Genomic DNA, 12,408 nt, shown 5'->3' with positions numbered 1-12,408 from the left:
GGGGCATCAGGGTGGCGGGCCGAGACCATGTCTGAAAGTCAATCGCTTGAGGACCTCGAACGTCGCATCGCGATCGTGCGGGACAACCTCAATCAGCTCATCGAACAGGCGGCCGCGCGGTCGGGCGCAGCCGATGAAGCGCTGGCATCCGACCGGATCGCGCAGCAGAGCGAAGAACTCGACCGCCTGATGAAGGAGCGCGACGAACTCCTGGCCGAACAGGGCGGGAAGGCCTGAGCCGATCCCTCCCCCGGAGTGGGCGCTTGACCTCAGCGCGTCCGTAATGGTCGCACTGGTCCGCGTGGGTTCGTCCTGAAGGCGCTTTGCATCCCCTCGCCCTCCTCTCTCGAAATCTGCGGTTGCCTCTGCACTTCGCACGTAATGCGCTTGCCGCAGGTGCATTCCTGCTGCACTGCACCCTGACGACCGCTGCCAGAAGCGCGCCTTGCCCTTCCGCCGGCGCAAGGACTTGATTTGTATTTTCTGCGAAACGGGCAGCGCTTTGAAAATGTAGGTCGCGAAGTTGCCATGAACCGCCGGTACAGTTTGCCTGTTGGGAGGAGGGGTAACGAGAGGAGGACCGTCAATGAGGCTTTCATCCGGCGATCCGGCCCGCGTCGGTTACCCTGCTGTTCGTCGGCCGACCTGCCCATCGTGCGGTGACATGCTGTTCGCAGCAGCGGCCACCGAATTCCTTGGCGAGGGCAAAATTCGCAATATCTGGACCTGCGACTCTTGCGACCACGAATTCCGCACGGCGTTCGCCTTGCCGTACGAGATCTGACAGCTCTCTCGAAAAAAAGAAATTCGAAGGGCTCACCGTTCAAGCGGTGAGCCCTTTTCATTTTTGCTCCCCAATGGGGCGGTCGATGCAGATGGAGCGCAAACTGCACAGCGACACGGAGCGCGCCGCGATCGATCGCAACAACTCTATGTCGGTTATCGCCCGCGAAAGCGGGCGATCCAGTCAACACACCTGTTCACGAGCGTACCGGATGCCCCGCCTTTCGCGGGGCATGACAAGCACGGGCGACGTGATCCCGCCTCGACCGGAATCGCCTAGTAGCCGTAAAGCTTCGCCGGATTGTCCACGAGCAGCTTCTTCTGCAGTTCGGCTGTGGGCGCGATATGCGGAAGAAGATCGACGAGATCGGCCTCGTCCGCATCATGGGTCGAATTCGGATGCGGGAAGTCGGTGCCCCACAAGACGCGGTCGGGCGAAGCCTCGACGATCTTGCGCGCGATTGGGATCGCCTTGTCGTAAGGCGGCATGTCGATCCGCTCCGAGCCCGACACCTTGATCCAGCAGCGGTCGAGCTTTGCGAGATCGAGCAAGGCTTCCAGCGGCTTCTGGTCGACGCCGTCCTTCGCAGGCACCCGGCCCATGTGATCGATCACGAAAGGCAGCGTCAGCCCGCGCATCATGTCCGAAAGCGGAATGATGTCCGGCGCATCGACATGCAGAACCACATGCCAGCCCATCGGCTTGATGCGGCGCAGGACATTGGCGAACACCGTCATGTCCGGCGAGCCGCCGAGATGCTTGACGAAATTGAACCGCGCACCGCGCACACCGGCCCGATGCATCACCGGGATATCGGTCCCCGGCGTATTCTCGTCGATGATCGCAACCCCGCGATAAAGTTCGGGCTGCCAGGCGAGCGCATCCAGCATCGCGCGATTGTCGCTGCCGTGGCAGCTCGCCTGAACGATCACCGCGCGGCTGATGCCGAGATGATCGTGCAGCGCCTTCAGCGTTTCCTTCGGCGCATCCTCCGGCGTGTAGCGACGGTTCGGCGCATAGGGAAAGACGTTGCCCGGCCCGAACACATGGCAATGTGCGTCGGTGGCATTCGGCGGAAGCTTGAATGCAGGCTTCCGCCGCTTGGCAAAATCGATACCCGTCATCAACGCTTCTCGATGCCGGCTTTCTCGATGACCTGCGTCCACTTCACAATGTCATCCTTGAGCCGTGCCTGGATGTCCTCCGGGGTCGAACCGCGCGCGTCGATGCCGAGCTCCAGCGCCTTCTTCTTGACCTCGGGATCGGCCAGAACCTCGTTGAGCGCCTTGTTCAGCGTCGCGATCACGTCGGGCGGCGTACCGGCCGGGGCGAAGATCGCGTTCCAGGACGTCACTTCGAATTTCGGCACGCCGGCTTCCGCCGCCGTCGGAGCGTCGGGCAGATATTCGCCCCGCTTCGTGCCGGAGACCGCGACCGGAATGAATTTCTTCGCATCGAGGCTGCCGCGCAAAGCGGCGTAGAATTCCGACGCCATCTGGATGTCGTTGCGTTCCAGCGCGACCAGGACGTCGCCCGAGGTCTTGAACGGGACGATGACGAAATCGAGGCCGGTGACCGACTTGAACAATTCGGCGCCGAGATTCTGGCTTGAGCCGGCAGCAATCGTGCCGACATTGAGCTGACCGGGCTTCTCCTTCGCCGCCTTCACGAAATCGCCGAGCGTCTTGTAGGGACCGTTGGCATTGGTGACGAAGATCAGGTCGAAATAGCCCATCGCCGAGACCGGCGCGAAGTCCTTGAGCGGATCGAACGGCAGTTTCTTGAACAGGCCGACACTCACCGCCGTGCCGTTGCTCAGCACCGCGAGCGTATAACCGTCGGCCGGAGACTGCAGCACGGCGCGGGCCGCGGTGATGCCGCCGGCGCCGGGATTGTTCTCGACCACGAAGCGCTGGCCAAGTTTCTCGCTGAGCTTTTCGGCGACGAGCCGCGTCGTGATGTCGGCGACGCCGCCCGCCCCGAACGGCAGCACGAGCTTGACCGGCTTGTCCGGATATTTGCCCTGCGCATGGGACGGCAGCGGCGCAAGAGACATCGCTGCCAGTCCCGCAAAACCAAGCATGGTCACGAACCGACGGCTCGCCAGATTGCGTCTTTCAGTCATGAGCAAGTCCCTCCAATCAGCGGTCAAAAAGCAGACTTTGCGCCGCAAGTTCAAGTCGAAAAGCGCCCGGGCGCTATCCCTGCGGGTCATACCTATCGGCAAGGCTCACCGCGGCGGGATGTCGCCCGCCTCCCAGCCCCGCTTGGTGGCGTCGCGATAGGCCTGGAACGTCCCGGACGCGATGGCCTCGCGCGCCCCGCGCATCAGCGTCTGGTAATAGGCGAGATTGACCTGGGTGAGCAGCATCGCGCCAAGCGTCTCGTTCGCCTTGACGAGATGATGCAGATAGGCCCGCGAATAGGTCCGCGTCACCGGATCGCCGCTGCGTTCGTCCAGCGGGCGCGGATCGTCGGCATGGCGCGCATTCTTGAGATTGACCGGTCCATGCCGTGTAAAGGCGAGGCCGTGACGGCCGTTGCGCGTCGGCATGACGCAATCGAACATGTCGATGCCACGCGCCACGCCTTCGATCAGATCGTCGGGCGTGCCGACGCCCATCAGGTAGCGCGGACGATCCGCCGGCAATTCCGGCGCGACGGTCTCGATCATCGCCAGCATCACCGCCTGCGGTTCGCCGACCGCAAGCCCGCCGATCGCGTAGCCCTGAAAATCCATCCCGACGAGCGCACGCGCGCTCTCAACGCGCAGCGCCGGATCGTCACCGCCCTGTACGATGCCGAACAGCGCATAACCCGGCTTTGCGCCCTCGAAGGCGCGCTTCGATCGCTCCGCCCAGCGCAGCGACAATTGCATGGCGCGTTCGATCTCGTCGCGAGTCGCCGGCAGGCGCAGGCATTCGTCGAGCTGCATCGCGATATCCGAACCGAGCAGCCGCTGAATTTCGACCGCACGCTCCGGCGATAGCTCGTACATGTTGCCGTCGAGATGGGAGCGGAAGGTGACGGCGTGTTCGTCGATCTTGCGCAGTTGCGACAGCGACATCACCTGGAAGCCGCCGGAATCCGTCAGGATCGGCTTGGGCCAGTTCATGAAACGATGCAGCCCGCCGAGCGCTGCGACCCGCTCCGGACCCGGTCGCAGCATCAGATGATAGGTGTTCGCGAGGAGGATATCGGCGCCGGTCCGCGCGACATCGTCGACCGTCACCGCCTTCACCGTCGCCTGCGTGCCGACCGGCATGAACGCCGGTGTCGCAATGCGGCCATGGGCGGTCTCGACCTCGCCCGCGCGTGCGGCGCCGTCGGTGGCGATCAGATGGAAGGAGAACGGCTTGGTCATCGCGCGGGGTGTAACAGGCAGGCGTCGCCGTAGGAATAGAAGCGATAGCCGGTGGCGATCGCCTGCGCATAGGCGCGCTGCATCGTCTCGAGCCCGGAAAAGGCTGCGACCAGCATGAACAGGGTCGACCGCGGCAGATGGAAATTGGTCATCAGGAGGTCGGCGGCGCGAAAGCGATAGCCCGGCGTGATGAAGATGTCGGTCTCGCCGCGGAAGGGCTGCACCCTCCCCTCAGCGTCCGCTGCACTCTCCAGAAGCCGCAAGGCCGTGGTGCCCACCGGCACGATGCGCCCGCCCGACGCGCGCGCGGCATTGAGCGCCGACGCGGTCGCCTCGTCGATCTCGCCCCATTCGGAATGCATCCTGTGTCCGGCGGTATCGTCGGCCTTCACCGGCAGGAAGGTGCCGGCTCCGACATGCAGCGTGACCTTGTGCAGCGTCTCACCGGCCGCCTGCAGCCGCGACACCAGCTCGGGGGTGAAATGGAGTGCCGCGGTGGGCGCTGCGACCGAGCCCTCCTCATGCGCGAACATGGTCTGGTAATCCGTCGCGTCGCGGTCGTCAGCCTTGCGCTTGCCGGCGATGTAGGGCGGCAGCGGCATCTCACCGCGCTCGGCGATCGCCTGGTCGAGCACCGCGCCGTGAAAGGCGAAGGACAATGTCACCTCGCCCGCCTCACCCTTGCGCTCGACGCTGGCGTCGAGCTGGCCAAGGAAGCACACCTTGCCTTCGTCGCCGAAGCGAACGATGTCGCCTTCCTGGAGACGCTTCGCCGGCTTGACGAAGGCAAGCCATCGCGAGCCGTCGAGACGCTTGTGCAAGGTCGCCTCGATCCGCGGCTCCTCGCCGCGCCCGATCCGGCGCCCGAACAGCCGGGCGGGAATGACCTTGGTGTCGTTGACCACAAGCGCATCGCCGGCGCGAAGGAGATCCGGCAGATCGCGCACGATCCGGTCTTCGGTTTCGGGAGTCGCGCCCGGCCGCACCACCATCAGCCGCGCGGAATCGCGCGGCGACGCCGGGCGCAATGCAATGCGCTCCGGGGGAAGATCGAAATCGAACAAAGAGGTCAGCATTCGCCATCCTATACCTCCCCCTGCAAGGGGGGAGGTCAGCGCACGACGTGCGCCGGGTGGGGGTCAATCGTCAAAAGACGCCACCCCGACCGCCGAAGCTTTTGTCATCGGGCCGCGCTTCGCGCGGGCCCGTTTGGCGGCCGACCCTCCCCTTTCAGGGAGGGATTAGACATTACGCCAGCATGGTCGCCTTGATGATCTTGTCGGGATCGCGCACCGGTTCGCCGCGCTTGATCTTGTCGACGTTTTCCATGCCTTCGATCACCTTGCCCCAGACCGTGTATTGCCGGTCGAGGAAGGTCGCGTCGTCGAAGCAGATGAAAAACTGGCTGTCGCCGGAATCGGGGTTCTGCGCACGCGCCATGGAGACGACCCCGCGCACATGCGGCTCATTGTTGAACTCGGCCTTCAGCTTCTTGCCGGAGCCGCCGGTGCCGGTGCCCTGCGGACAACCGGTCTGCGCCATGAAACCATCGATCACACGATGGAACACGATGCCGTCGTAGAAGCCATCGCGCACCAGTTCCTTGATCCGCGCGACATGGTTGGGCGCGAGGTCGGGCCGCATCTCGATGAGGACATCGCCCTTCGTTGTTTCGAGCTTCAGCGTATTCTCGGGATCGGCCATCTCATCTCTCCTATTTCTTGTCCGCGAGCACAAAGGCGCGCACGATGCGGTCGGGATTCTGGACCGGCTCGCCCTTCTTGATCTTGTCGACATTGTCCATGCCCGACACCACCTCGCCGATCACGGTGTATTGTCCGTTAAGATGAGGGGCGTCCGCATAGGTGATGAAGAACTGGCAATTGGCGGAATCGACGCTGTGTCCGCCGCGGGCCATGCCGACGATGCCGCGCCGGAACGGCACCTGCGAGAATTCCTGTTTCAAATCGGGATATTTCGACTTGCCGCGCCCGTCGCCGCGGTCGCCGTCGCCGGTCTGCGCCATGAAGCCCGCGATCACGCGGTGGAACGGCGCATTGTCGTAGAAGCCGTCGCGGGCCAGCTGCTTGAGCCGCGCGGCGTGCTGGGGCGCAACGTCGGCGCGCAGCCGGATCACCACCGGGCCCTTGGTGGTTTCCAGAACCAGCGTGTTTTGCGGATCGGACTGGGCAAGAGCGGGCTGAATCTGGGCCGGCGCGGCAAAGACAAGCGCAGCCAGCAACATGGCGAAGATGCGGATCATGAACGCTCCCTGATGTGTCGAGGGGTCAGGACTTGAACTTGGCCTTCAGCCTTGCGGCGACCGGACCGGGCACGAAATGCGTCACGTCGCCGCCCATTTTGGCGATCTGGCGCACGAGTGTGGCGGTGATCGGGCGCACCAGAGGGGACGCCGGGAGGAAGACCGTCTGGACCTCCGGCACCATCGCGCCGTTCATCCCGGCCATCTGCATTTCGTAGTCGAAATCGGTGCCGTCGCGCAGGCCCCGGATCAGCAGCGTCGCACTTTCACGCTGCGCCGCCCGCACCACGAGATCGTCGAAGGTCAGGTAGCCGATCTCGCAGCCGGTCTCGCGCCCTACCGGCCGGCAGACCTCTTCGAGCATCTCCAGGCGCTCCTGCGCGGTGAAGATCGGGGTCTTGCCGGGATGCACGCCGATGGCCAGCACCAGCCGGTCGGCGAGCCGCGCCGCCTGGCGGACGATGTCGAGATGGCCGTTGGTCACCGGGTCGAACGAACCGGCGTAGAGGGCGATGCGCGGCATGCTGCCCGTCTAACCCGGTGTTATCGCGCGGGCAAGTGCATCCCCGCTTCGGGAGCGGGGGCAAGACAACGTCGCGCACCGGCCGGCGTTCCGCACTCGCTCACAATATCGGGGTGTCGAACCAGACGGCGGCCTCGCGCTTATCAGTTCGCAACGCAACACGTAACGCGATGGGGATAGAACGATGGTCAGGCCCGTCTATGCAGCGGTCATCGCCGCCGCACTTGCGGCGGCCGGATTGATGGCAATCCCGAAATTGGTGAATGCAAGCGCGCCCGCGGCCGGGCAGAAAGCGGACCTCGCGGACCTGACCGCATGCGAGCCGCGGAGCTGGCCCTATTACGCCCGGGCGTGCGTGCGCGACGAGACCCGGAATGCGGGGCGCGCCATCAATGTCCGCATCGTCGCGCTCGACAGGTTGCGTCCCGAGGAGATCAAGGCTGCATCCGGCCCGGCGCCCGTTCGCCTGAGCCGGGAGGCGCTCCTCGAGGCCGCCTCGCCGGTGCCGCTCTCGCACCTCGTCGCGCCATCGAGCTGGATGATGTCCTATGACGAGGCGCGGCTGACCCTCGATGCCGGCGACTTCATTCGCCGCACCGTGCCGCAGCACTATTAGGGCGTCGCCCGCTCCGTCAGCTCAGGAACGGCAATTCCACAAACAGGTAAAAGCCGTTGAGCGTCAGCATGGCGCCGAGAATCCCGAGAATGCCGCCGATGAAACTCAGCCAGACGACATCCGCGACGATCGCGACCGAGATCAGCACGATCGCGATCTGTAGCAGCGCCTCGGCATAATCGAAATACGGGTCCTGCTTGAGCGCGTGATCGCGCTTGACCTCGTATTCCTTGGCCCGCGCGATCAGCTCCTTCTTGCCTTCACGGGTCTCGGGCTCGGATTCGTAGCGGGCGACGGTCTTGCGATAGGCCTCCGCCTTCTTGCGCAGCTCGGCCTGCGCCTCGGGTGACAAAGCCGGATCGTTCTGGGCGAGCCGCAATTCCAGCTGATCGGCCGCGAGCGCGAAGCTCGTCTGACGCATGTTCTTCGCCTGGAAGAAATTCCAGTAATTCGACGCCAGCACATTGTTGTTGACGGCTTCCTTGCCGGCATTCGATCCGCCAAGTCCGGTGATGGCGAGGATCATGGCGAAGAACGCGATCGCAACGGCCGCGCGTTGCTTGAACCTGTCGCGCGTCTTCTCGGCATCCATCATCTCGGCAGCTTCGTCGGCCTTCATTGCAGTCACCCCCGATTGCCGCGGCGCGTCATGCGCCACGGACGTGAACCTGTTGCAGTGAAATGGTGATGCGGGCTCGCGCGCCCGTGTGATCTCGCTGGACCGTTACGACCCGTTGGAGACGTCGTCGCCGTCTTCGGACAGCCGCTCGACCGAGACCACCCGCTCGTCCTCGGCGGTGTCGAACACGATCACCCCTTGCGACGACCGGCTGACGATCCGGATGCCCTCGACGCGGGTACGGATCAACTGACCGCGATCGGTGACCAGCATGATCTGGTCGGCTTCCTCCACCGGGAAGGAGGCAACCAGCTTGCCGGTCTTCTTGCGGATGGTCTTGGCGCCCTTCTTGCCCTCGAGGATGCCCATCGCGACGATGCCTTTGCCGCCGCGATTGGTGATCCGGTACTCGTACGACGAGGTGCGCTTGCCCATGCCCTTTTCGGAAATGGTCAGAACGAACTGCTCCTGCGCCGACATTTCGACATAGCGCTGCTCGCCGAGTTCGATGGTGTCGCCGGAGGCCTCCTCGGCATCCGCCTCCTCGTCACCGTCCGCGGCGTCCGCTTCGTCGCCGCGCCGCACGGCATTCGCGCGCTTGAGATAAGCCGCACGTTCCTCCGCCGTCGCATCGACATGGCGCAGAATGGACATGGAGATGACGCGGTCGCCCTCCTCGAGCGAAATGCCGCGCACGCCCATCGACGAACGGCCGGCGAATACGCGTACGTCGGGCACCGCGAAGCGGATGCACTGGCCATTGGCCGCGGTCAGCAGCACGTCGTCCTTCTCGGTGCAGATCTGCACGTCGACAATGCCTTCGCCCTCGTCGAGCTTCATGGCGATGATGCCGGACGGGCGCACGTCGGCGAAATCGGACAGCTTGTTGCGACGGACGGTGCCCTTGGTGGTGGCGAACATCACGTCGAGCTTGTCCCAGGTGGACTCGTCCTCGGGCAGCGGCATGATGGTGGTGATGCGCTCGCCCTGCTGCAGCGGCAGGATATTGATGATCGCCTTGCCGCGCGCCTGGGGCGCCGCGATCGGCAGCTTCCAGACCTTGAGCTTGTAGACCCGACCGAGCGAGGAGAAATACAGCACCGGTGCGTGCGTCGAGGCGACGAACAGCCGCGCGACGAAGTCTTCCTCGCGGGTCTGCATGCCCGCTCTGCCCTTGCCGCCGCGCCGCTGCGCCCGATAGGTCGAGAGCGGCACGCGCTTGACGTAGCCCTGATGGGACACGGTGACGACCATGTCCTCGCGATGGATGAGGTCCTCCTCCTCCACCTCGTCCATCTGCTCGACGATCTCGGTGCGGCGCGGCGTCGCGAAATCGGCCTTCACCTTGGCGAGTTCGTCCTTGACGATGGCCTGGATGCGGGCGCGCGAGCGCAGGATTTCGAGATAGTCGCTGATCTCGGCCGCGAGCTTGTCGAGTTCCTCCTGGATCTCCTCGACGCCGAGCGCTGTCAGGCGCTGCAGGCGCAGATCGAGGATGGCGCGTGCCTGGGTGTCGGACAGCCGGTAGGTGCCGTCTGCATTGATGCGATGCCGCGGATCGTCGATCAGCGTGATCATCGCCTCGACATCCTTTGCCGGCCAGTCGCGCGAGGTGAGCGCTTCGCGCGCCTCGTTCGCGTCCTTCGATGCGCGGATCAGGCGGATGATCTCGTCGATATTCGCGACCGCGATGGCAAGGCCGACCAACACATGCGCGCGGTCGCGCGCCTTGTTGAGCAGGAACTTGGTGCGCCGCGACACCACCTCTTCGCGGAACGCGATGAAGGATTGCAGGAGATCCTTCAGGTTCATCACCTGCGGACGACCGCCCTCCAGCGCGACCATGTTGGCGCCGAACGAAGTCTGCAGCGGCGTGTAGCGATAGAGCTGGTTGAGCACGACCTCGGGAATGGCTTCTCGCTTGAGCTCGATCACCACGCGATAGCCTTCGCGGCTCGACTCATCGCGCAGATCGGCGACGCCCTCGATCTTCTTCTCGCGCACCAGCTCGGCAATGCGCTCGACCATGGTCGCCTTGTTCACCTGATACGGGATCTCGGTGACGACAATCGCCTCGCGCTCCTTGCGGATGGTCTCGATCTCGACCTTGCCGCGCATCACGATCGAGCCGCGCCCGGTCTCGTAGGCGGAGCGGATGCCGCCGCGGCCGAGGATCACGCCTCCGGTCGGGAAATCCGGACCCGGCACGATGGCATTCAGATCGGCGATGGTGATCGCCGGATCGTCGATCATCGCGATACAGGCGTCGATCACCTCGCCGAGATTGTGCGGCGGGATATTGGTCGCCATGCCGACCGCGATGCCGCCGGCGCCATTGACCAGAAGATTGGGGAAGCGCGCCGGCAGGACCACCGGCTCTTTTTCGTTGCCGTCGTAATTCGGCTGGAAGTCGACGGTGTCGCTGTCGATGTCGGCAAGGAGCGCCATCGCCGGCTTGGCGAGCCGCGATTCCGTGTAGCGCATGGCCGCGGGCGGATCGCCATCGACCGAGCCGAAATTGCCCTGCCCGTCGATCAGCATCAGGCGCATGGAGAAATCCTGCGCCATTCGTACCAGCGAGTCGTAGATCGCCTGGTCGCCGTGCGGGTGATATTTACCCATCACGTCGCCGACGATGCGCGCCGACTTGACGTATTTCTTGTCGGGGGTGTGCCCCTGTTCGTGCATCGAATAGAGGATGCGCCGATGCACCGGCTTGAGCCCGTCGCGCGCATCCGGCAACGCACGCGACACGATCACGCTCATGGCGTAATCGAGATACGAGCGCTTCATCTCCTCCGTGATCGACACGGGGCGGATGTCCGGCGGCAGCGCGCCTCCGGAGGCGGGGTTTTCGGGATTAGCCAAAAGGGTTTTCCGGGAAACTCAAAATCGCCGGAGCCATAGCCGATTCACCAGGCCAACGCCAGCTTTTTCGCGCTGCGGCGAGCCAATTTTATGCAGCTAAATCAATAAATTACGCCTGCAATCGAGGCGTGGCTCAGAGCTGCCCCAGCATTGCCTTTTTTGCCCCCGCGGGCGAGGCTGCCACAATGCATGGCGAGTTCCTGATCTCGGCTCTGGTCACCCTTCTGGTCGTCGTCGACCCGCTGGGTCTCGTGCCGATTTTCACGTCGCTGACCGCGCGGTTGCCGGCCGCCACCCGCCGGGCCGTTGCGCTGCGCGCCGCCCTGATCGCATTCCTGATCCTGTGCGGCGCGGCGCTGGTCGGCGACTGGCTGCTGCGCCAGCTCGGCATCGGCCTGCCGGCCTTCCGGATCGCGGGCGGGCTCCTCCTTTTCTCGATCGCCTCCGAAATGGTGTTTGGGGTCCGCATCGTGCGCGAATCCAACACCGCCGAATCCGCCGTCGAGGACGATCACGCCCGCGACATCGCCGCCTTCCCGCTCGCCATTCCCTTGATGGCCGGACCCGGCGCGATCACCGCGGTGATCCTGCTCGCCGGCCGCACCTATGGCGACCCGCTCCTGCTCGGCGAGCTGATCGCCATGATCGCTGTCGTGATGACGGCCTGTCTGATCGCTTTCATGATCGGCCCGCGCATCACAAAGCTGCTCGGCGTCACCGGCAATATCGTGATGGAGCGGCTGCTCGGCGTGATCCTCGCCGCCCTCGCGGTGCAGTTCGTCATCGATGGCGTGCGCGCGGTGTGGAACTAGGCCGCCGTTAACGGACCGGAAAAGCCCGCGCATTCACTCTCCAAAAGACTTGGGAGAGCATCGATGTGCATGGCGTGTGACTGGTCGCCCTATTTCGCCGCGTTCGGCAAGGCCGGAACCGGCGGCAGGCCAACGCGGCGCAGTGTGCTGAAAGGCGGCGCGGCGATGACCGCAGCGGCCTTGACCGGCGCTCCGGTCTTCCAGGCCACTGAAGTGTCCGCACAGGAGGCGAGCGCCGGCACGGGTCCAGCCGATTACGTGTTCCGCAATGGCCCGATCTACACCGTGGCGGGCCCCTCGTTATGGGCGAAGGGCGTGGCGGTCAGAGGCAATCGGATTGTCCATGTCGGCGACGAAGCCGGCGCGATGGCACTCGCCGGGCCGAATACCAAGGTCATCGATCTTGCCGGAAAGCTCTTGATGCCGGGCTTCGTCGAGGGCCACACGCACCCCTTCCTCGGCGCCTTTCTCACCTCAGGCATCGATCTTCAGGTGCCCACCCTCGCGGAGGCGATCGAAGCCATCCGCGCCTATGCAAAGAACAACCCGCAGGGACCGA

14 protein-coding genes are annotated in these 12,408 nt (G+C 64.5%); 5 read left to right on the top strand and 9 right to left on the bottom strand.

The window, feature by feature from the left end; translation table 11 throughout:
* Positions 1-27 precede the first annotated feature (27 nt).
* Together VN004_RS08320 and VN004_RS08315 are read left to right on the top strand one after the other, a co-directional pair.
* Positions 28-237: a hypothetical protein gene (locus tag VN004_RS08320; RefSeq protein WP_325608858.1), complete on the top strand. Its 210-nt coding sequence runs from the start codon at positions 28-30 to the stop codon at positions 235-237.
* A 349-nt stretch (positions 238-586) separates the two neighbouring features.
* Positions 587-784: a hypothetical protein gene (locus VN004_RS08315; protein ID WP_325608857.1), complete on the top strand. Its 198-nt coding sequence runs from the start codon at positions 587-589 to the stop codon at positions 782-784.
* Between the two features lie 275 nt (positions 785-1,059).
* Here the strand turns inward: VN004_RS08315 and VN004_RS08310 are convergent, their stop codons facing one another.
* From VN004_RS08310 to coaD, 7 genes are all read right to left on the bottom strand, one after another.
* Positions 1,060-1,908 (bottom strand): amidohydrolase family protein, encoded by an 849-nt coding sequence (locus VN004_RS08310; protein WP_325608856.1) that lies wholly within the window; start codon positions 1,906-1,908, stop codon positions 1,060-1,062.
* The gene (locus tag VN004_RS08305; RefSeq protein ID WP_325608855.1) at positions 1,908-2,909 is read right to left on the bottom strand and encodes a tripartite tricarboxylate transporter substrate binding protein; all 1,002 of its coding nucleotides are present in this window, start codon (positions 2,907-2,909) and stop codon (positions 1,908-1,910) included. The genes VN004_RS08310 and VN004_RS08305 overlap by 1 nt, the downstream gene beginning before the upstream one ends.
* Before the next feature lie 105 nt (positions 2,910-3,014).
* Complete coding sequence (tgt, locus tag VN004_RS08300) at positions 3,015-4,148, bottom strand: tRNA guanosine(34) transglycosylase Tgt (protein WP_325608853.1); 1,134 nt, start codon at positions 4,146-4,148, stop codon at positions 3,015-3,017.
* Positions 4,145-5,224, bottom strand: coding sequence for a tRNA preQ1(34) S-adenosylmethionine ribosyltransferase-isomerase QueA (queA, locus tag VN004_RS08295; protein ID WP_325608851.1), 1,080 nt, complete (start codon positions 5,222-5,224; stop codon positions 4,145-4,147). The genes tgt and queA overlap by 4 nt, the downstream gene beginning before the upstream one ends.
* A 172-nt stretch (positions 5,225-5,396) precedes the next feature.
* On the bottom strand, positions 5,397-5,852 hold the full coding sequence (locus tag VN004_RS08290) for a peptidylprolyl isomerase (protein ID WP_325608849.1): 456 nt from the start codon (positions 5,850-5,852) through the stop codon (positions 5,397-5,399).
* A 10-nt stretch (positions 5,853-5,862) separates the two neighbouring features.
* On the bottom strand, positions 5,863-6,411 hold the full coding sequence (locus tag VN004_RS08285) for a peptidylprolyl isomerase (protein WP_325608846.1): 549 nt from the start codon (positions 6,409-6,411) through the stop codon (positions 5,863-5,865).
* 25 nt (positions 6,412-6,436) lie between these two features.
* On the bottom strand, positions 6,437-6,934 hold the full coding sequence (gene coaD, locus VN004_RS08280; RefSeq protein WP_325608844.1) for a pantetheine-phosphate adenylyltransferase: 498 nt from the start codon (positions 6,932-6,934) through the stop codon (positions 6,437-6,439).
* A gap of 184 nt (positions 6,935-7,118) precedes the next feature.
* Between coaD and VN004_RS08275 the strand changes: the two genes are divergently transcribed.
* On the top strand, positions 7,119-7,550 hold the full coding sequence (locus VN004_RS08275) for a hypothetical protein (protein WP_325608842.1): 432 nt from the start codon (positions 7,119-7,121) through the stop codon (positions 7,548-7,550).
* A 16-nt stretch (positions 7,551-7,566) separates the two neighbouring features.
* Here VN004_RS08275 and VN004_RS08270 read toward each other — a convergent pair whose 3' ends face one another.
* Complete coding sequence (locus tag VN004_RS08270; protein ID WP_325608840.1) at positions 7,567-8,169, bottom strand: DUF4337 domain-containing protein; 603 nt, start codon at positions 8,167-8,169, stop codon at positions 7,567-7,569.
* 105 nt (positions 8,170-8,274) lie between these two features.
* Positions 8,275-11,037 (bottom strand): DNA gyrase subunit A, encoded by a 2,763-nt coding sequence (gyrA, locus tag VN004_RS08265; protein ID WP_325608838.1) that lies wholly within the window; start codon positions 11,035-11,037, stop codon positions 8,275-8,277.
* A 185-nt stretch (positions 11,038-11,222) separates the two neighbouring features.
* Here gyrA and VN004_RS08260 point away from each other — a divergent pair, with 185 nt between their 5' ends.
* Positions 11,223-11,849: a MarC family protein gene (locus VN004_RS08260; RefSeq protein ID WP_325608836.1), complete on the top strand. Its 627-nt coding sequence runs from the start codon at positions 11,223-11,225 to the stop codon at positions 11,847-11,849.
* Positions 11,850-11,912: 63 nt separating this feature from the next.
* A partial coding sequence (locus VN004_RS08255; protein WP_325608834.1) for an amidohydrolase family protein occupies positions 11,913-12,408 on the top strand: 496 nt, incomplete at its 3' end.

Source organism: Pseudorhodoplanes sp., assembly GCF_035565855.1.
Taxonomy (GTDB): Bacteria; Pseudomonadota; Alphaproteobacteria; order Rhizobiales; family Xanthobacteraceae; genus Pseudorhodoplanes.
The sequence above is the reverse complement of the archived record's forward strand: the minus strand, read 5'-3'. Positions and strand labels throughout refer to the sequence as shown.

What these genes read in the sequence shown, in the direction of transcription:
- VN004_RS08320 (WP_325608858.1), top strand. Translation starts at nt 28, where the DNA reads ATGTCTGAAAGTCAATCGCTTGAGGACCTCGAACGTCGCATCGCGATC.
- VN004_RS08315 (WP_325608857.1), top strand. Translation starts at nt 587, where the DNA reads ATGAGGCTTTCATCCGGCGATCCGGCCCGCGTCGGTTACCCTGCTGTT.
- VN004_RS08310 (WP_325608856.1), bottom strand. Translation starts at nt 1,908, where the DNA reads ATGACGGGTATCGATTTTGCCAAGCGGCGGAAGCCTGCATTCAAGCTT.
- VN004_RS08305 (WP_325608855.1), bottom strand. Translation starts at nt 2,909, where the DNA reads ATGACTGAAAGACGCAATCTGGCGAGCCGTCGGTTCGTGACCATGCTT.
- tgt (WP_325608853.1), bottom strand. Translation starts at nt 4,148, where the DNA reads ATGACCAAGCCGTTCTCCTTCCATCTGATCGCCACCGACGGCGCCGCA.
- queA (WP_325608851.1), bottom strand. Translation starts at nt 5,224, where the DNA reads ATGCTGACCTCTTTGTTCGATTTCGATCTTCCCCCGGAGCGCATTGCA.
- VN004_RS08290 (WP_325608849.1), bottom strand. Translation starts at nt 5,852, where the DNA reads ATGGCCGATCCCGAGAATACGCTGAAGCTCGAAACAACGAAGGGCGAT.
- VN004_RS08285 (WP_325608846.1), bottom strand. Translation starts at nt 6,411, where the DNA reads ATGATCCGCATCTTCGCCATGTTGCTGGCTGCGCTTGTCTTTGCCGCG.
- coaD (WP_325608844.1), bottom strand. Translation starts at nt 6,934, where the DNA reads ATGCCGCGCATCGCCCTCTACGCCGGTTCGTTCGACCCGGTGACCAAC.
- VN004_RS08275 (WP_325608842.1), top strand. Translation starts at nt 7,119, where the DNA reads ATGGTCAGGCCCGTCTATGCAGCGGTCATCGCCGCCGCACTTGCGGCG.
- VN004_RS08270 (WP_325608840.1), bottom strand. Translation starts at nt 8,169, where the DNA reads ATGAAGGCCGACGAAGCTGCCGAGATGATGGATGCCGAGAAGACGCGC.
- VN004_RS08260 (WP_325608836.1), top strand. Translation starts at nt 11,223, where the DNA reads ATGCATGGCGAGTTCCTGATCTCGGCTCTGGTCACCCTTCTGGTCGTC.